The organism is Pseudomonas sp. PARCl1 (assembly GCF_947311875.1).
Classification (GTDB): Bacteria; Pseudomonadota; Gammaproteobacteria; order Pseudomonadales; family Pseudomonadaceae; genus Aquipseudomonas; species Aquipseudomonas juntendi.
On sequence record NZ_CAMZMX010000022.1, the window covers coordinates 1 to 15,803 of the forward strand.

A 15,803-nucleotide genomic window follows, 5' to 3' on the forward strand; every position below is an offset into this window, starting at 1 on the left:
CTTTATCGGCGCTTGGGTGAAAAGGGAGGAGGGGCGAGGTCTCCCACGGTCTGTACTGCGCTAACAGTCAGAAGCTGGCTTTGTCCCTCCTCCTCCCTTCAAGTCTAACCATACAAGCTGGCTTGCCGGCGACAGGGCCGGTGCTGCCCAGCACAGATTCAGACTTTTTCGCTGGTCACCTGCACATGCAAAGCCCGCCCGGCCCCCAACCCGAAGACGATGGCGCCGACGCCAAGCACAGCGAAGATCCAGCCCACGGCCGCCCAGCCGCCCGTCAGGTCATGCACCAACCCCACCGCGAACGGCCCCATCGACGCCAGGGTATAACCCACGCCTTGGGCCATGCTCGACAGGTTGGCCGCCACGTGGGCGTCCTTCGAGCGCAACACGATCAAGGTCAGCGCCAGGGCAAATGTACCACCCTGCCCCAGGCCCAGCACCACGGCCCAGCCCCACAGCCCGGAAAGCGGGGCATACAGGCAACCGAACAGGCCCGCCAGAGTGGTCAGCATGACCACCACGATTGCCAGCCGCTGGTCCTTGCCGCGAGTGGCCAGCCACGGCGCGCTCAGCGAACTCAGCAACTGCACGATGACCGACCCGGAAAGGACCAGGCCGGCCTGGGTCGGGCTCAGGCCACGACCGATCAGGATCGACGGCAGCCAGCCAAACACGATGTAGGCCAGCGACGACTGCAGGCCCATGTACAGGGTCACCTGCCAGGCCAACGGGTCACGCCAGAGGCCACGCACGCGGTATGCCACCTTGTGCAGGCCGTGCCCCTGGCGGGCTTGTGGCAGCCAGACCAGCATGGCCAGCAGCGCCGGGAGCACCCAGAAGCCCAGGCCCAACGCCCAGCTGCCACCGAAATGGCTGGCCAAGGGCACGGTGGCACCCGCCGCCATGGCCGCGCCCAGGCACAAGGCCATGGTGTACACCCCGGTCAGCGTGCCTGCGTGCTGGGGGAAGTCGCGCTTGACGATACCGGGCAACAACACCCCGATGATGCCGATGCTGGCGCCAGCCATCAGGCTGCCCAGAAACACCCCCGCCACGCCCAAACTGCTGCGCACGACAATGCCCAAAGCCAGGGTGAGCAGAATGCCGACGATCACCCGCTCACTGCCAAAGCGCCTTGCCAGCATCGGTGCCAGCGGCGCAAACAGCCCCAGGCACAACACCGGTAAGGTGGTCAGCAAACCGGCTTGCGAAGCGTTCAGCCCCAGGCTTTCGGACACCTGGCCCAACACGGGCGCCATGCTCGACAGCGCCGGGCGCAGGTTCAGCGCCACCAGCACCAGGCCGAGCAACAGCAGCCACGGCCGACGTAATTGCACCGGCTGCTGCTGGATTTGCTCGTCGTCGGCCTCGGCGTCGATCAGCAGTTCATCGAGGTCACGCGCGTGCGGTGGGGTGTTGCGGGGTAGGGACTCAGCCATGGTGTTCTCGGGGTCAGGATTCGATGAGGGTACGGCTCAGGCGCTTGGCCCGGTCCGCATCACGCTGTTCGATGGCGTCGAGGATCTGCCCATGCAGATCGAACGTGGCCTGGCAGCGCGGCACGGTCGCCATGCTGTGCTGCAGCGCCGCCGCGACCACGCCGGAGAAATAGCGGTAAAGCTCGCTGAGGGCGGGGTTGTGGGCGGCATCGACCAGCCGCTGGTGAAACACCAGGTCGCATCTTATGTAGTGATCGACATCACCATGAAAATGCCCGGCGCTGCCGGCCAGCGCTTCGCGCAGCCCTTGCAGGTCTGCATCGGTGCGCCGCAGCGCGGCCAGGCCAATCGCCTCCGCCTCGAGAATGTGGCGTGTTTCACGGGCCTGCTCGGCGGTACAGCGGGCCATGGCCTGCATCGCCAGCAACGGGTCCTGCGCGGTACGCAGGTAGCTGCCGTCGCCTTGGCGTACTTCGACCAGGCCGCTGAAGGCCAGCACGCGCATGGCTTCGCGCACGGTGTTACGGCTGATGCCCAGATGCAGGGCCAGTTCCGGCTCGGTCGGCAGGCGCTGGCCGATCTGCCAGTCACCCTGGGCGATGCGCTCACGCAGTTGCTCAACGGCCTGCTCGACGAGGGAGCGTTTGATCAATAACGGCATGGATACATCCAGTCATCGGACGAATTAGGGCTAACCATAAGCGCTGAATCAACAGGCTGCAACGCTTCACAGAATTGTTTTTGAGTAGGCACCAAGCGCCGCGCGGGCGGCGCTCGGTGTGACAGGCACTAGAAAGGGCCCGGTCAGTTCAAGGCATCCAGCAGCGCCTGGTTCATCTCCGGGGTGCCAATGGTGATCCGCAGGAACTGGGCGATACGTGCCTGCTTGAAGTGGCGCACGATGACGCCCTGCTCGCGCAAGCGCGCTGCCAACTCGGCGGCATCCTGTTGCGGGTGGCGCGCGAAAATGAAGTTGGCCGCCGACGGCAGCACTTCGAAGCCCTTGGCCTGTAGCTGGCCAACCAACGCCTCGCGGCTGTCGATCACCTTGCGGCAGGTTTGCTCGAAGTACTCTCGGTCCTCGAAAGCCGCGGCAGCGCCAACAATGGCCGCACGGTCCAGCGGGTAGGAGTTGAAGCTGTTCTTGATGCGCTCCAATGCTTCGATCAGGTCCGGGTGCCCCACGGCCAAGCCGACACGCAGCCCCGCCAACGAGCGCGATTTGGACAAGGTCTGGGTCACCAGCAGGTTGTCGTAGCGGTCGACCAGGCTGATGGCGGTTTCGCCGCCGAAGTCGATGTACGCTTCATCCACCACCACCACCGAGTCACGGTTGGCCTGCAGCAGTTGCTCTACCGCCTGCAGTGGCATCAGGCAACCCGTAGGCGCGTTGGGGTTGGGGAAGATGATCCCGGCATTGGGCTTGTTGTAGTCCTCGATACGGATCTGGAACTGCTCGTCCAGGGCTACCTGCTCGAACGCGATGCCGTAGAGACCACAGTACACCGGGTAGAAGCTGTAGCTGATATCGGGGAACAACAACGGTGCATCGTGCTGGAACAGGCCGTGGAAGATGTGCGCCAGCACCTCGTCCGAACCATTGCCGACAAACACTTGCGCCGGGGTAACGCCGTAATACTCGGCCACCGCCTGCTTCAGGCGGTCACCGTTAGGATCGGGGTACAGGCGCAGGTTGTCGTTCAGTTCCGCGCGCATGGCCTCCAGCGCCTTGGGCGACGGGCCGTAGGGGTTCTCGTTGGTGTTCAGCTTGACCAGCCGCGCCAGTTTGGGCTGCTCGCCCGGCACGTAAGGCACCAGGTCCTTGACGAAGGGGCTCCAGAATCGGCTCATGTTCAGTTCCCCTTCTGTTGGGTAAGGATGCGGTATTCAGCGCTTCGGGCGTGCGCGGTCAGCGATTCGCCACGGGCCAGCACGGAGGCAGTCTGGCCCAGTTCGGACGCGCCTTGCTCGGAGCAGAAGATGATCGACGACCGCTTCTGGAAGTCGTACACACCCAACGGCGACGAGAAGCGTGCAGTGCCGGAGGTTGGCAACACGTGGTTGGGGCCGGCGCAGTAATCACCCAGTGCTTCGCTGGTGTGGCGGCCCATGAAGATCGCCCCAGCGTGGCGAATGTGCGGCAGCCAGGCCTGCGGGTCGGCCACCGACAGCTCCAGGTGCTCGGGGGCAATTCGGTTGGCCACGTCCATGGCCTGCTGCATGTCTTTTACCTGGATCAATGCACCACGGCCGTTGACCGACTTCTGGATGATTTGCGCACGCTCCATGGTCGGCAGCAGCTTGTCGATACTGGCAGCGACACGGTCGAGGAAGGCGGCATCCGGGCTGACCAGAATGGCCTGTGCGTCTTCGTCGTGTTCAGCCTGGGAGAACAGGTCCATGGCGATCCAGTCCGGGTCGGTCTGACCGTCGCACACCACCAGGATTTCCGAAGGCCCGGCGATCATGTCGATGCCCACCTGGCCAAATACATGGCGCTTGGCAGTGGCGACGTAGATGTTGCCCGGGCCGACGATCTTGTCGACCTGTGGCACGCTTTCGGTGCCATAGGCCAGTGCCGCGACCGCCTGGGCGCCACCGACAGTGAACACGCGGTCGACACCGGCGATGCAGGCAGCGGCCAGCACCAGCTCGTTGACCTCACCGCGCGGGGTCGGCACCACCATCACCACTTCGGCCACGCCGGCCACCTTGGCCGGGATGGCATTCATCAGCACCGACGAGGGGTACGAGGCCTTACCGCCGGGCACATACAGGCCGGCCCGATCCAGCGGGGTAACCTTCTGCCCCAGTACGGTGCCGTCGGCTTCGGTGTACTGCCAGGAATCCTGCTTCTGCCGCTCATGGTAGATGCGCACACGTTCGGCGGCCTTTTCCAGGGCCTGGCGCTGTACGGGGGTGATACGGGTCAGCGCCAGCTCCAGGCGCTCGCGATCGAGGATCAGGTCATCGATCGATGTGGCCTGAACGCCATCGAAACGCTGGGTGAACTCCACCAGCGCTGCGTCGCCACGCTCGCGCACGGCCTTGATGATGTCCAGCACGCGCTGGTTGACCGCGTCATCGGACACACTTTCCCAGCTCAGCAGATGATCCAGATGTCGGGCGAAATCCGGATCAGCAGCGTTGAGACGGGCAATTGCAGTGGACACGGTCATGGCGAGGGCCTCGATGATTAGCGAATGCTCAGGCGCCCTAGGCTACCAGTCCATCCGCGCGGGCACCCGAGAAAAGTGGCTATGACGCGGATAGATGGGCGCGGCAGCAACGGCCGCGCGCAATCGGTAGGGAATTAACCGCGGTGTCGCGATTCGACCGCCGCGCGCAGCGTGTCGATAAGGCTCTGGATGCGGGCGTGCTGCATCTTCATGGAAGCCTTGTTGACCACCAGGCGCGAGCTGATCGTGGCGATCATTTCCTGGGGCTCCAGGCCATTGGCCCGCAGGGTGTTGCCGGTATCCACCACGTCGATGATCTTGTCGGCGAGGTTGATCAGCGGTGCCAGCTCCATCGAGCCGTACAGCTTGATGATGTCGACCTGGCGGCCCTGTTCAGCGTAGTAACGCTTGGCGACGTTGACGAACTTGGTGGCCACGCGCAGGCGGCCCTTGGGCTCAGGGGCGCCGACCACGCCTGCGGTCATCAGCTTGCAGCGGGCAATCTGCAGGTCCAGTGGCTCGTACAGGCCCTGGCCGCCGTACTCCATCAGCACGTCCTTGCCGGCCACACCCAGGTCGGCAGCACCATGCTCGACATAGGTCGGCACGTCGGTAGCACGCACGATCAGCAGGCGTACGTCGTCCTGCGTGGTAGGGATGATCAGTTTGCGGCTCTTGTCCGGGTTCTCGGTCGGCACGATGCCGGCCTCGGCCAGCAACGGCAAGGTATCGTCGAGAATACGGCCTTTGGAAAGCGCGATGGTCAACATTGGAACGTCGGTCCTTAAGCGGCTACTGCTGGCCAGGTCAGGGACCTGGCCGCTTTCAATTCGAACGGTGCGTCCTTGCACCAGAGGGCGATCAGCCCGGTACGCGGCGGATTTTCGCGCCGAGCATCTGCAGTTTTTCTTCGATGCACTCGTAGCCACGGTCAATGTGGTAGATGCGGTCGATCAGCGTGTCACCTTCGGCCACCAGCGCCGAGAGCACCAGGCTGGCCGACGCGCGCAGGTCGGTGGCCATGACCGGGGCGCCTTTGAGGGCCGGTACACCGGTAACGATCGCGGTGTTGCCTTCGACCTGGATCTGCGCCCCCATGCGGTGCATTTCGTACACGTGCATGAAACGGTTTTCGAAGATGGTTTCGATGACGGCACCGGTGCCTTCGGCAATGGCGTTCAGCGAGATGAACTGCGCCTGCATGTCGGTGGGGAACGCCGGGTACGGCGCAGTACGCAGGTTCACGGCTTTTGGCCGCTTGCCCTGCATGTCGAGCTCGATCCAGTCTTCACCGGTGGTGATCTCGGCGCCGGCTTCCTTGAGCTTTTCCAGCACGGCCTCAAGGATGGTCGGGTCGGTATCCTTGACCTTGACGCGGCCACCGGTCACGGCAGCGGCAACCAGGTAGGTACCGGTCTCGATACGGTCCGGCATCACACGGTAGCTGGCCGACGCCAGGCGCTCGACGCCATCGATGGTGATGGTGTCGGTACCGGCACCTTGCACCTTGCCGCCCATGGCGTTGATGAAGTTGGCCAGGTCGACCACCTCCGGCTCACGCGCAGCGTTCTGCAGCACGCTGCGGCCTTTGGCCAGCGCTGCGGCCATCATGATGTTTTCGGTACCGGTCACGCTGACGGTGTCGAAGAAGAAATGCGCACCGCGCAGGCCGCCCTCAGGCGCCTTGGCCTTGATGTAGCCGGCTTCGACCTCGATCTTCGCACCCATGGCCTCCAGACCACGGATGTGCAGGTCGACCGGGCGCGAACCGATCGCGCAACCGCCAGGCAGTGCCACCTCGGCCTCGCCGAAGCGGGCGACCATCGGGCCCAGCACCAGGATCGAGGCGCGCATGGTCTTGACCAGCTCGTACGGCGCGACCAGGGTCTTGATGGTGCGGGGGTCGATTTCCACCGCCAGCTTTTCGTCGATCACAGGCTCGATGCCCATGCGGCCGAACAGCTCGATCATGGTGGTGATGTCGTGCAGGTGCGGCAGGTTGCCTACGGTGACCGGGCCATCGGCCAGCAGGGTCGCCGCCAGAATCGGCAGGGCCGCGTTCTTCGCACCCGAAATACGGATCTCGCCGTCAAGACGAGCGCCGCCAGTAATAATCAGTTTGTCCATTGGAATCTCGCCGCCAAGTTGGCTCAGGTGCGCTCAGCCCAGGCTGCGCTGCTGAAAAATTTCATGGTTACCGCATGGATGCTGCCATTGGCGATCCATGGATTCAGATGAGCATAGATAGCCTGCTGACGTTTGACCGGGCTCAGGCCAGCCAACTCGTCGCTGATCACGTTCAACTGGAAGTTGCAGCCTTCGCCTTCAACTTCGACCCGGGAACCCGGCAATTTCTCTTCAAGGAAGCTTTTAACTTCTACGGCCTGCATGCTCAACCTCAATCGGCGCCCGATGCGCACGGGTCGGCCATCATACAAAAAAGCCCCTCGCCTGCGAAGCCCAACGAGGGCTTCGCTGACCGAGGGGCCGTCATCCGTGCCGGGCCATCAGGTCGCCAGCACTTGATCGAGGTCGTAGACCTCGGCAATTTCCCGCATGTCGTCGGGCATGCCCCGCACCCGACAGGCCTTGCCTGCGGCCTGGGCATCGCGCATGAACGACAGCAGCAACGACAGGCCGACACTGGTGGAGCGCAGCACGCCCGAGCAATCGAGCACCAGTTGCGCATCCCGGCTGGCAGTGATCAGCGCCTTGCCTTGCTTGCGCAACTGCGGCCCGCTGCGATAGTCCAGCACGCCGGACAGGCTCAGCACGCCCGGCTCAGCCATGCTTACCGCGGCCTCACTCATTTCACCGCCTTTTCTGGCGAGTTGTCGGCGGCCTGCTTGGCCTTGGCCACTTCGCCGGCCCAGCCGTCGATGGTCTTGTCCAGGTTGTTGCCGTTGCGCTGCATGGCGTCGGCGAACTGGTCACGGAACAGCTTGCCGATGTTGATGCCGTTGACGATGACGTTACGCACCTTCCACTCGCCACCCAGGTTTTCCAGGGTGTACTGCACCGGGTACACGGCGCCATTGTTGCCGGTAACCTTCATGCCCACCGAAGCGCGCTTGCCATCATCGGCCTTGGCCGGGTCGACGACGATCCCCTGGTTGTTGTACTCCAGCAACGCATTGCCGTAGAACTGGAACAGGCTGCGCTTGAAGTTTTCCTGGAAGCGCTGCATCTGCTCGGGCGTGGCCTTGCGCGAGTACTTGACGGTCATGATGCTGCGGGAAATACCGTCGGCATCGACCACCGGCGCGAGAATCCGGTCAAGGGTGTCGTAGAACGCTTGTGGGTTGGCCTTGTACTGCTCTTTGTTGGCCTTGAGTTCACCCAGCAACTCGGTGGTGGTGCCCTGAACCACGTCATGCGGCGACTGCGCGGCCAAGGTCATCAGGGGGAAAGCCGCCAGCAACACCAGCAGGCCACGTCGCAAGATCGAAATCATGGAAACTCCTCAATTAGCCGGTTGCGCTTCTTTCGGTTCCTTGCCAACGGAGTTGAGCAGGAACTTGCCTATCAGGTCTTCCAGCACCAGGGCAGACTGGGTGTCGTGAATGGTCGAGCCATCCTTGAGCACGTCTTCCTCACCGCCCACGCTGATACCGATGTACTTCTCGCCGAGCAGACCGGCGGTCAGGATCGAGGCAGTGGAGTCGGTCGGCAGGTTGTCCACCGACTTGTCCAGCTGCAGGGTCACCCGACCGGTATAGGAATCACGGTCCAGATCGATGGCGGTGACCTTGCCGATGGTCACGCCCGCCATGGTCACCTTGGCTCTGACCGTCAAACCGGCGATATTGTCGAAATAGGCATAAACTTTATAGGTATCGCTGCTCGGGCTGGCCGACAGCCCGCTGACACGCAGGGCCAGCAGCAGCAGCGCCAGGATCCCGGCCAGCAGGAACAGGCCGACACCGATTTCCAGGGTGCGGTTTTGCATCAGAAATCTCCAAACATCAAGGCGGTCAGAATAAAGTCCAGACCCAGCACTGCCAACGAGGCATAGACCACGGTCTTGGTGGTTGCACGGCTGATCCCTTCTGAAGTGGGCTCACAGTCGTACCCCTGGAATACGGCGATCCAGGTCGCGACGAATGCGAACACCAGGCTCTTGATCAGCCCGTTGAGCACGTCGTCGGTGAACGAAACACTGTTCTGCATGTTGGCCCAGAACGAGCCCTCGTATACGCCCAGCCAGTCCACGGCGACCCACGAGCCCCCCCAGATACCGACCACACTGAAGATCAGCGCCAGCAGCGGCAACGAGATGAAACCGGCCCACAAGCGTGGCGCCACGATGTACTTGAGCGGGTCGACGCCGATCATCTCCAGGCTGGACAACTGCTCGGTGGACTTCATGTTGCCGATTTCGGCAGTCAGTGCAGAACCGGCACGGCCCGCGAACAGCAACGCCGTGACCACCGGCCCAAGTTCCCGCAACAGGGTCAGGGCCACCATCTGGCCCACGGCCTGCTCGGAGCCGTACTTGGTGAGGATGCTGTAGCCCTGCAGCGCCAGCACCATGCCGATGAACACCCCGGACACGACGACGATCGCCAGCGACAGCACGCCCACCGAGTACAGCTGCCTGATCAGCAGTTGGAAGCCACCGCCAATGCCGCCGCGCCCGACCAGGGCATGGAACAGGAACAGGCAGGAACGCCCGAGTACCGCCACCACGTCGATGGCCGAGCGGCCCAGCAGCCGGACACGTTCGAGTAAGGATTTTCTGCGCATCAACGCGCCCCCAGCAGGTCGGCGCTGTAGTCAGGCGCAGGGAAATGGAACGGCACCGGGCCATCCGGGTCGCCTTTCATGAACTGGCGGATCCGCGGGTTGTCCGAGCCCATCAGCTCATCGGGGGTACCCTGCCCCAGCACCTGGCCGTCGCCCACCACATAGATGTAGTCGGCGATGCTGGCGGTTTCTGCGAGGTCATGGGACACCACGATGCTGGTAATGCCCAAGGCATCGTTGAGCAGGCGGATCAAGCGCACCAGTACCCCCATGGCAATCGGGTCCTGCCCGACGAACGGCTCGTCGTACATGAGGATCTGCGGGTCCAGGGCGATTGCCCGGGCCAGCGCCACGCGGCGCTTCATGCCACCGGACAGCTCATCGGGCATCAGGTCGATGGCCCCACGAAGCCCCACGGCCTGCAGTTTCATCAACACGATGTCACGGATCATGTCGTCTGCAAGCTGGGTATGCACGCGCAGCGGAAATGCGACGTTCTCGAACACATCGAGGTCGGTGAACAGCGCGCCGCTCTGAAACAGCACGCCCATCTGCTTGCGGGCGTCGAACAGGTCGCTGCGCGACAGCGTCGGCAGGTTCTGCCCGGCGACCCATACCTCACCACTGGCGGGGCGCAGCTGCGCGCCCATCAGGCGAAGCAACGTGGTCTTGCCGCAACCCGATGGCCCCATGATGCCGGTGACCTTGCCGCGCGGGATGCGAATATCGACGTTGCTGAAAATGCTACGCGAACCGCGCTTGAAGGTAACACCCTTCAATTCCACCGCGTAGGCGCTATCCACACTCATCTAGACTCCTTGCTGATGCAGCCTCGTCCTTATGGACGCCAGCCTCCCTGCAGAAGGCACACGCGCCCTTGGCAGGCCGAATAGCGGCGAACTATAGCACCGCTGCCCGCGCGCCCCCAAGGTCATGCATGCCCCGTTCAGCTACGAGACAGGCTGGGGCGCCCGTGACCAGGCAGATGGAAAAGGTGAGGGTTTCGTCGATTGCGGCTATAATCGCCGACTTTTCATCAGGCAGTGCTTTATCGACATGAGCCAATCCAGCGAGCTGATTCAATCCGCACAGCGCACCGTGCGCCTGGAACTCGAGGCCGTAGAGGGCCTGCTGGCGCGCATCGACGAGCATTTCGTCAAAGCCTGCGAACTGATCCTGGCCAGCCAGGGCCGCGTCGTGGTGCTTGGCATGGGCAAGTCCGGGCATATCGGCAACAAAATTGCCGCGACCCTCGCCAGCACCGGCACCCCCGCGTTTTTCGTGCACCCGGCCGAAGCCAGCCATGGCGACATGGGCATGATCACCGGCAACGATATCATCCTGGCGCTGTCCAACTCAGGCAGCACGGCCGAGATCGTCACGTTGCTGCCGCTGATCAAGCGCCTGGGCATCACCCTCATCAGCCTTACCGGCAACCCGGACTCCACCCTGGCCCAGGCAGCAGAGGTGAACCTGGATGCCCGGGTCGCACAGGAGGCCTGCCCGCTGAACCTTGCCCCTACCTCCTCGACCACTGCGGCACTGGTGTTGGGTGACGCGCTGGCCATTGCCCTGCTCGAAGCGCGCGGGTTCACTGCCGAGGACTTTGCCTTTTCGCACCCTGGCGGCGCCTTGGGGCGGCGGCTGCTGCTGAAGGTCGAGCATGTGATGCACAGCGGTGACCAGCTGCCCAAGGTGCTGCGTGGCACGTTGCTCAAGGATGCCCTGCTGGAAATGTCGCGCAAAGGGCTGGGCATGACCGCTGTGCTCGAGGCAGACGGCAAGCTGGCCGGTATCTTCACCGATGGCGACCTGCGCCGCAGCCTGGACCGCAATATCGACGTGCATACCACGTTGATCGACCACGTCATGACCGTGCATGGCAAAACTGCACGGGCCGAAATGCTCGCCGCCGAGGCCCTTAAAATCATGGAAGACAACAAAATCAACGCACTGGTGGTCGTCGACCAGGACGACCGGCCGACAGGTGCCCTGAACATGCACGACCTGTTGCGTGCAGGAGTTATGTGATGAGCCAGAATCTCATGCAACGTGGCCAGGCCATCAAGCTGGCCGTGTTCGATGTCGACGGCGTACTGACCGATGGGCGACTGTACTTTCTCGAAGACGGCAGCGAATTCAAGACCTTCAATACCCTCGACGGCCAGGGCATCAAGATGCTCATGGCGTCGGGCGTGACCACGGCCATCATCAGCGGGCGCAAGACCCCGGTGGTCGAGCGGCGGGCTGCGAACCTGGGTATCGCGCACCTGTTTCAGGGCCGCGAAGACAAATTGGTGGTTCTTGACGGGCTGCTTGCCGAACTCGGCCTAAGCTATGAACAGGTCGCCTACCTGGGCGACGACCTGCCCGACCTGCCGGTGATTCGCCGCGTCGGTCTGGGTATGGCAGTGGCCAACGCCGCGCCCTTCGTTCGCCAGCATGCCCACGGCGTGACCCAGGCGCGCGGCGGCGAAGGCGCTGCCCGCGAGTTCTGCGAACTGATCATGCAGGCCCAGGGCACCCTGGACGCTGCCAACGCCAACTACTTGTAAGGCCGCCCATGTTCAGCAAGAAGGTCCGCAATATTGCGCTGCTGGCGGTGATTGCTGCCGTGCTCGCTGCCATTGGCTACTGGAATGTCAGCCCTGAAAGCTTCCTCGACCAGCCTGTGGCCCAGGTCGACGAAAGCGCCATCGACTACTATGCGATCAACGCCCATAGTGTGCAGTTCTTGCCGGACGGCAAATTGCAGTACGAAATGACCGCCGACAAGGTCGAGCACGTCAAGGCGACCGAAGTTACCCTGGTGACCACGCCCGACCTGCGCCTTTACCGCGGCACCGAATACCCGTGGCATGTTCAGAGCGAGCGCGCCGAGGTCAGCCCGGACGGCAACGAGGTCGAACTGATCAACAAGGTCCGCGTTGCCCGCACCGACGAAAAGCAACGCGACACCATCATCACCAGCTCACGCATGACCGTATTCCCGCAGAAGCAATATGCGCAGACCGAGCAAGCCGTTAGAATCGACGGCGCCGGTGGCACAACCACGGGCAAGGGCATGAAAGCGTATTTGAAAGAAGGCAAGATGGACTTGCTCTCTAACGTAAGAGGACAGTATGAGGCTCGTTAAAACCCTCCCCCTTTTGCTCAGCCTGAGCGCAGCACTGGGAAGCGCGAGCGCCTTCGCCCTGCCGAATGACCGTGACCAGCCAATCCGTATCCAGGCCGACAACGCGCATCTGGACGACAAGCAGGGTGTCGCGACGTACACCGGTGACGTGATCATCACTCAAGGCTCGATGATGATCAAAGGCAATACCGTGACCATGACCCGCGCCGCCAACGGCGACATCGACGTGGTCACTTCGGTTGGCAACCTGGCCTACTTCGAGCAGCAGCAGAGCGCCGCCAAGCCCGACAAGATGAAGGGCTGGGCAGTGACCATCCAATACCAGGCGCAAAAAGACACCGTGATCCTCACCGACCGCGCCAAGGTCGAGAACGAAGGCAACACCACCGAGGGCGAGAAGATCGTCTACAACACCAAGTCGCAGGTGGCTACCGCCGGCCGTGGCGGTAACGTGACCCAGCCACGTCAGCGCATCGACATGGTGATCCAGCCCAAGAAGAAGGCCGAGTAAATGGCAACCCTAAAAGCCCAGCACCTGGCCAAAAGCTACAAGGGGCGCCAGGTCGTACGTGATGTCAGCCTGTCGATCGACAGCGGCCAGATCGTCGGATTGCTCGGCCCGAACGGTGCCGGCAAGACCACCTGCTTCTACATGATCGTCGGCCTGGTCCAGGCCGAGCAGGGTCGTGTCCTGATCGACAACCTCGATGTCAGCCACCAGCCCATGCACGGCCGCGCGCGCGCCGGCATCGGCTACCTGCCGCAGGAAGCCTCGATCTTCCGCAAGCTTTCGGTGGCCGACAACATCATGGCCATCCTCGAGACCCGCAAGGACCTCGACCGCGATGGCCGGCGCAAGGAACTGGAAAGCCTGCTGCAGGAGTTCCACATCAGCCACATCCGCGACAACCTCGGCATGAGCCTGTCCGGTGGCGAACGCCGCCGTGTCGAGATCGCCCGCGCCCTGGCGACCGCGCCCAAGTTCATCCTGCTGGACGAACCCTTCGCCGGCGTGGACCCGATCTCGGTCGGTGACATCAAGCAGATCATCCACCACCTCAAGGCCAAGGGTATCGGTGTGCTGATCACGGACCACAACGTGCGCGAAACCCTGGATATCTGCGAGACCGCCTACATCGTCAACGATGGCCGGCTGATCGCCGAAGGCGACGCCGAAACCATCCTGGCCAACGAACTGGTCAAAGAGGTTTACCTGGGCCACGAGTTCCGGCTCTGACCCACCCCTGCCTGGGGTACTGGCAACCTGCCCTGAAGCCGGGGTTAAAATTGTTACGTACTCTAGGCAAACGCTACAATTTAAGGCATAAAACTTGCTTGATCTGGCGCCCCGGCGCCCTCGTGTAGTGGATGGCGCATGCGCGCCGGCGAACAAGGTATTAAGCCCCAGCCATGAAACCATCGCTCGTCCTAAAAATGGGCCAGCAACTGACGATGACACCGCAGTTGCAACAGGCCATCCGCCTGCTCCAGCTTTCCACCCTGGACCTCCAACAGGAAATCCAGGAGGCGCTGGAGTCGAACCCGATGCTCGAACGCCAGGAAGACGGCGACGACTTCGACAACAGCGACCCGATGGCCGACAACGCCGAGAACAAGCCGGCCGCCGACGTTCAGGACAACAGCTTCCAGGAAATCACGGTCAGTGCCGACAACCTCGAAGACGGTGAATGGAGCGAGCGTATCCCCAACGAGCTGCCGGTCGACACCGCCTGGGAAGACATCTACCAGACCAGCGCCAGCAGCCTGCCGAGCAACGATGACGACGAGTGGGACTTCACCACGCGGACATCGGCCGGCGAAAGCCTGCAAAGCCACCTGCTGTGGCAACTGAACCTGGCGCCGATGTCGGATACCGACCGCCTGATCGCCGTGACCCTGATCGACAGCATCAACGGCCAGGGCTACCTGGAAGACACCCTCGAAGAAATCTGCGCTGGCTTCGACCCGGAGCTGGATATCGAGCTGGACGAAGTCGAAGCGGTGCTGCACCGCATTCAGCAGTTCGAACCGGCAGGCGTCGCGGCACGCACCCTTGGCGAGTGCCTGTTGCTGCAACTGCGCCAACTGCCTGCCAGCACGCCGTGGCTGAACGAGGCGAAACGGCTGGTCTGCGATTTCATCGACTTGCTCGGCAGCCGCGACTACAGCCAGCTCATGCGGCGCATGAAAATCAAGGAAGACGAACTGCGCCAGGTGATCGAACTGGTGCAAAGCCTCAACCCGCGCCCGGGTTCGCAGATCGAGTCCAGCGAGCCCGAGTACGTGGTACCGGACGTGATCGTGCGCAAGGACAGCGACCGCTGGCTGGTGGAACTGAACCAGGAAGCCATCCCGCGCCTGCGCGTGAACGCTCAATACGCCGGCTTCGTGCGCCGCGCCGACACCAGTGCCGACAACACCTTCATGCGCAACCAACTGCAGGAGGCGCGCTGGTTCATCAAGAGCCTGCAAAGCCGCAACGAAACCCTGATGAAAGTCGCCACGCAGATCGTCGAGCATCAGCGCGGCTTCCTCGATCATGGCGACGAAGCGATGAAACCGCTGGTGCTGCATGACATTGCCGAAGCGGTGGGCATGCACGAGTCGACCATTTCCCGGGTGACCACGCAGAAATACATGCACACGCCCCGCGGCATCTACGAACTGAAATACTTTTTCTCCAGCCACGTCAGCACCTCCGAAGGCGGAGAATGCTCGTCTACAGCGATCCGCGCGATCATCAAGAAACTGGTTGCAGCGGAAAATCAGAAAAAGCCATTGAGTGACAGCAAGATCGCTGGTTTACTGGAGGCACAAGGCATCCAGGTGGCCCGCCGCACCGTCGCCAAGTACCGCGAGTCTCTCGGCATCGCACCGTCGAGTGAGCGCAAGCGACTGATGTAGCCCCTGAGATCTGCCATAGCGTTTGCGGGGCAGGTGCAAAACCTGCCTCTTTATGCACGGGCAACAAAGGAGAAGCTGTATGCAAGTCAATATCAGTGGACAGCATGTAGAAGTCACCCAGCCACTGCGCGATTACGTGCTCGAAAAGCTCGCCCGCGTGGAAAGTCACTTCGACAAGATCACCAACGTGCAGGTCATCATGAAGGTCGAGAAGCTGCAGCAGAAGGTCGAGGCGACCCTGCAGATTCCCGGCGGCGAAGTGGTAGCAAACGCCGAACACGAAGATATGTATGCAGCGATCGATGCCTTGGCCGACAAGCTCGACCGCCAACTGAAAAAACACAAGGAAAAACAGCAAAGCCTGCTGCAAGGTGCAGCTGCCCGCTGATCCCCCTCATC

The 15,803-nt window shown here is 62.6% G+C and carries 19 protein-coding genes; 7 read left to right on the plus strand and 12 right to left on the minus strand.

Annotated features, from left to right (window positions below; genetic code table 11):
* Positions 1–158 precede the first annotated feature (158 nt).
* The 12 genes from QME24_RS13625 to QME24_RS13680 form a co-directional block, all read right to left on the minus strand.
* Positions 159–1,439, minus strand: a complete 1,281-nt coding sequence (locus QME24_RS13625) for a CynX/NimT family MFS transporter (protein WP_054881430.1) — start codon at positions 1,437–1,439, stop codon at positions 159–161.
* Between the two features lie 13 nt (positions 1,440–1,452).
* Positions 1,453–2,100, minus strand: a complete 648-nt coding sequence (locus QME24_RS13630) for a FadR/GntR family transcriptional regulator (RefSeq protein ID WP_281690866.1) — start codon at positions 2,098–2,100, stop codon at positions 1,453–1,455.
* A gap of 143 nt (positions 2,101–2,243) precedes the next feature.
* Entirely contained in the window at positions 2,244–3,290 is a 1,047-nt protein-coding gene (gene hisC, locus QME24_RS13635) for a histidinol-phosphate transaminase (protein ID WP_009683023.1), read from the minus strand.
* Positions 3,291–3,292: 2 nt separating this feature from the next.
* On the minus strand, positions 3,293–4,618 hold the full coding sequence (hisD, locus tag QME24_RS13640; RefSeq protein WP_029887545.1) for a histidinol dehydrogenase: 1,326 nt from the start codon (positions 4,616–4,618) through the stop codon (positions 3,293–3,295).
* 134 nt (positions 4,619–4,752) lie between these two features.
* Positions 4,753–5,388: an ATP phosphoribosyltransferase gene (hisG, locus tag QME24_RS13645; protein ID WP_009683026.1), complete on the minus strand. Its 636-nt coding sequence runs from the start codon at positions 5,386–5,388 to the stop codon at positions 4,753–4,755.
* Positions 5,389–5,479: 91 nt separating this feature from the next.
* Positions 5,480–6,745 carry a UDP-N-acetylglucosamine 1-carboxyvinyltransferase gene (murA, locus tag QME24_RS13650; protein ID WP_009683027.1) on the minus strand — a complete coding sequence of 422 codons (1,266 nt, stop codon included), beginning with the start codon at positions 6,743–6,745 and terminating at the stop codon, positions 5,480–5,482.
* Between the two features lie 23 nt (positions 6,746–6,768).
* Positions 6,769–7,008, minus strand: coding sequence for a BolA family protein (locus tag QME24_RS13655; protein ID WP_003255121.1), 240 nt, complete (start codon positions 7,006–7,008; stop codon positions 6,769–6,771).
* 117 nt (positions 7,009–7,125) lie between these two features.
* On the minus strand, positions 7,126–7,428 hold the full coding sequence (locus tag QME24_RS13660) for an STAS domain-containing protein (protein WP_009683028.1): 303 nt from the start codon (positions 7,426–7,428) through the stop codon (positions 7,126–7,128).
* Positions 7,425–8,072 (minus strand): ABC transporter substrate-binding protein, encoded by a 648-nt coding sequence (locus QME24_RS13665; RefSeq protein ID WP_009683029.1) that lies wholly within the window; start codon positions 8,070–8,072, stop codon positions 7,425–7,427. The genes QME24_RS13660 and QME24_RS13665 overlap by 4 nt, the downstream gene beginning before the upstream one ends.
* A gap of 9 nt (positions 8,073–8,081) precedes the next feature.
* Positions 8,082–8,567: an outer membrane lipid asymmetry maintenance protein MlaD gene (gene mlaD, locus QME24_RS13670; protein ID WP_009683030.1), complete on the minus strand. Its 486-nt coding sequence runs from the start codon at positions 8,565–8,567 to the stop codon at positions 8,082–8,084.
* Entirely contained in the window at positions 8,567–9,364 is a 798-nt protein-coding gene (mlaE, locus tag QME24_RS13675) for a lipid asymmetry maintenance ABC transporter permease subunit MlaE (RefSeq protein WP_009683031.1), read from the minus strand. Before mlaE ends, mlaD begins: the two co-directional genes overlap by 1 nt.
* On the minus strand, positions 9,364–10,173 hold the full coding sequence (locus QME24_RS13680) for an ATP-binding cassette domain-containing protein (protein WP_009683032.1): 810 nt from the start codon (positions 10,171–10,173) through the stop codon (positions 9,364–9,366). Before QME24_RS13680 ends, mlaE begins: the two co-directional genes overlap by 1 nt.
* Positions 10,174–10,420: 247 nt before the next feature.
* Here QME24_RS13680 and QME24_RS13685 point away from each other — a divergent pair, with 247 nt between their 5' ends.
* From QME24_RS13685 to raiA, 7 genes are all read left to right on the plus strand, one after another.
* Positions 10,421–11,395, plus strand: a complete 975-nt coding sequence (locus QME24_RS13685) for a KpsF/GutQ family sugar-phosphate isomerase (protein ID WP_054881447.1) — start codon at positions 10,421–10,423, stop codon at positions 11,393–11,395.
* On the plus strand, positions 11,395–11,919 hold the full coding sequence (locus QME24_RS13690; RefSeq protein WP_009683034.1) for an HAD family hydrolase: 525 nt from the start codon (positions 11,395–11,397) through the stop codon (positions 11,917–11,919). The genes QME24_RS13685 and QME24_RS13690 overlap by 1 nt, the downstream gene beginning before the upstream one ends.
* Positions 11,920–11,927: 8 nt before the next feature.
* Positions 11,928–12,500, plus strand: coding sequence for an LPS export ABC transporter periplasmic protein LptC (gene lptC / locus QME24_RS13695; RefSeq protein WP_029887548.1), 573 nt, complete (start codon positions 11,928–11,930; stop codon positions 12,498–12,500).
* Positions 12,487–13,011, plus strand: coding sequence for a lipopolysaccharide transport periplasmic protein LptA (lptA, locus tag QME24_RS13700; protein WP_029887549.1), 525 nt, complete (start codon positions 12,487–12,489; stop codon positions 13,009–13,011). The genes lptC and lptA overlap by 14 nt, the downstream gene beginning before the upstream one ends.
* A complete protein-coding gene (lptB, locus tag QME24_RS13705) occupies positions 13,012–13,737 on the plus strand; it encodes an LPS export ABC transporter ATP-binding protein (RefSeq protein WP_010952146.1) in 726 nt (241 codons plus the stop codon). It abuts the gene before it with no gap.
* Between the two features lie 173 nt (positions 13,738–13,910).
* The gene (locus QME24_RS13710) at positions 13,911–15,404 is read left to right on the plus strand and encodes an RNA polymerase factor sigma-54 (RefSeq protein WP_054890012.1); all 1,494 of its coding nucleotides are present in this window, start codon (positions 13,911–13,913) and stop codon (positions 15,402–15,404) included.
* A gap of 79 nt (positions 15,405–15,483) precedes the next feature.
* The gene (gene raiA / locus QME24_RS13715; RefSeq protein WP_003255135.1) at positions 15,484–15,792 is read left to right on the plus strand and encodes a ribosome-associated translation inhibitor RaiA; all 309 of its coding nucleotides are present in this window, start codon (positions 15,484–15,486) and stop codon (positions 15,790–15,792) included.
* Positions 15,793–15,803: the final 11 nt, after the last annotated feature.

Bases quoted from the DNA above. Each gene is read 5' to 3' on its own strand.
- QME24_RS13625 (WP_054881430.1), bottom strand. From the start codon at position 1,439: ATGGCTGAGTCCCTACCCCGCAACACCCCACCGCACGCGCGTGACCTC.
- QME24_RS13630 (WP_281690866.1), bottom strand. From the start codon at position 2,100: ATGCCGTTATTGATCAAACGCTCCCTCGTCGAGCAGGCCGTTGAGCAA.
- hisC (WP_009683023.1), bottom strand. From the start codon at position 3,290: ATGAGCCGATTCTGGAGCCCCTTCGTCAAGGACCTGGTGCCTTACGTG.
- hisD (WP_029887545.1), bottom strand. From the start codon at position 4,618: ATGACCGTGTCCACTGCAATTGCCCGTCTCAACGCTGCTGATCCGGAT.
- hisG (WP_009683026.1), bottom strand. From the start codon at position 5,388: ATGTTGACCATCGCGCTTTCCAAAGGCCGTATTCTCGACGATACCTTG.
- murA (WP_009683027.1), bottom strand. From the start codon at position 6,745: ATGGACAAACTGATTATTACTGGCGGCGCTCGTCTTGACGGCGAGATC.
- QME24_RS13655 (WP_003255121.1), bottom strand. From the start codon at position 7,008: ATGCAGGCCGTAGAAGTTAAAAGCTTCCTTGAAGAGAAATTGCCGGGT.
- QME24_RS13660 (WP_009683028.1), bottom strand. From the start codon at position 7,428: ATGAGTGAGGCCGCGGTAAGCATGGCTGAGCCGGGCGTGCTGAGCCTG.
- QME24_RS13665 (WP_009683029.1), bottom strand. From the start codon at position 8,072: ATGATTTCGATCTTGCGACGTGGCCTGCTGGTGTTGCTGGCGGCTTTC.
- mlaD (WP_009683030.1), bottom strand. From the start codon at position 8,567: ATGCAAAACCGCACCCTGGAAATCGGTGTCGGCCTGTTCCTGCTGGCC.
- mlaE (WP_009683031.1), bottom strand. From the start codon at position 9,364: ATGCGCAGAAAATCCTTACTCGAACGTGTCCGGCTGCTGGGCCGCTCG.
- QME24_RS13680 (WP_009683032.1), bottom strand. From the start codon at position 10,173: ATGAGTGTGGATAGCGCCTACGCGGTGGAATTGAAGGGTGTTACCTTC.
- QME24_RS13685 (WP_054881447.1), top strand. From the start codon at position 10,421: ATGAGCCAATCCAGCGAGCTGATTCAATCCGCACAGCGCACCGTGCGC.
- QME24_RS13690 (WP_009683034.1), top strand. From the start codon at position 11,395: ATGAGCCAGAATCTCATGCAACGTGGCCAGGCCATCAAGCTGGCCGTG.
- lptC (WP_029887548.1), top strand. From the start codon at position 11,928: ATGTTCAGCAAGAAGGTCCGCAATATTGCGCTGCTGGCGGTGATTGCT.
- lptA (WP_029887549.1), top strand. From the start codon at position 12,487: ATGAGGCTCGTTAAAACCCTCCCCCTTTTGCTCAGCCTGAGCGCAGCA.
- lptB (WP_010952146.1), top strand. From the start codon at position 13,012: ATGGCAACCCTAAAAGCCCAGCACCTGGCCAAAAGCTACAAGGGGCGC.
- QME24_RS13710 (WP_054890012.1), top strand. From the start codon at position 13,911: ATGAAACCATCGCTCGTCCTAAAAATGGGCCAGCAACTGACGATGACA.
- raiA (WP_003255135.1), top strand. From the start codon at position 15,484: ATGCAAGTCAATATCAGTGGACAGCATGTAGAAGTCACCCAGCCACTG.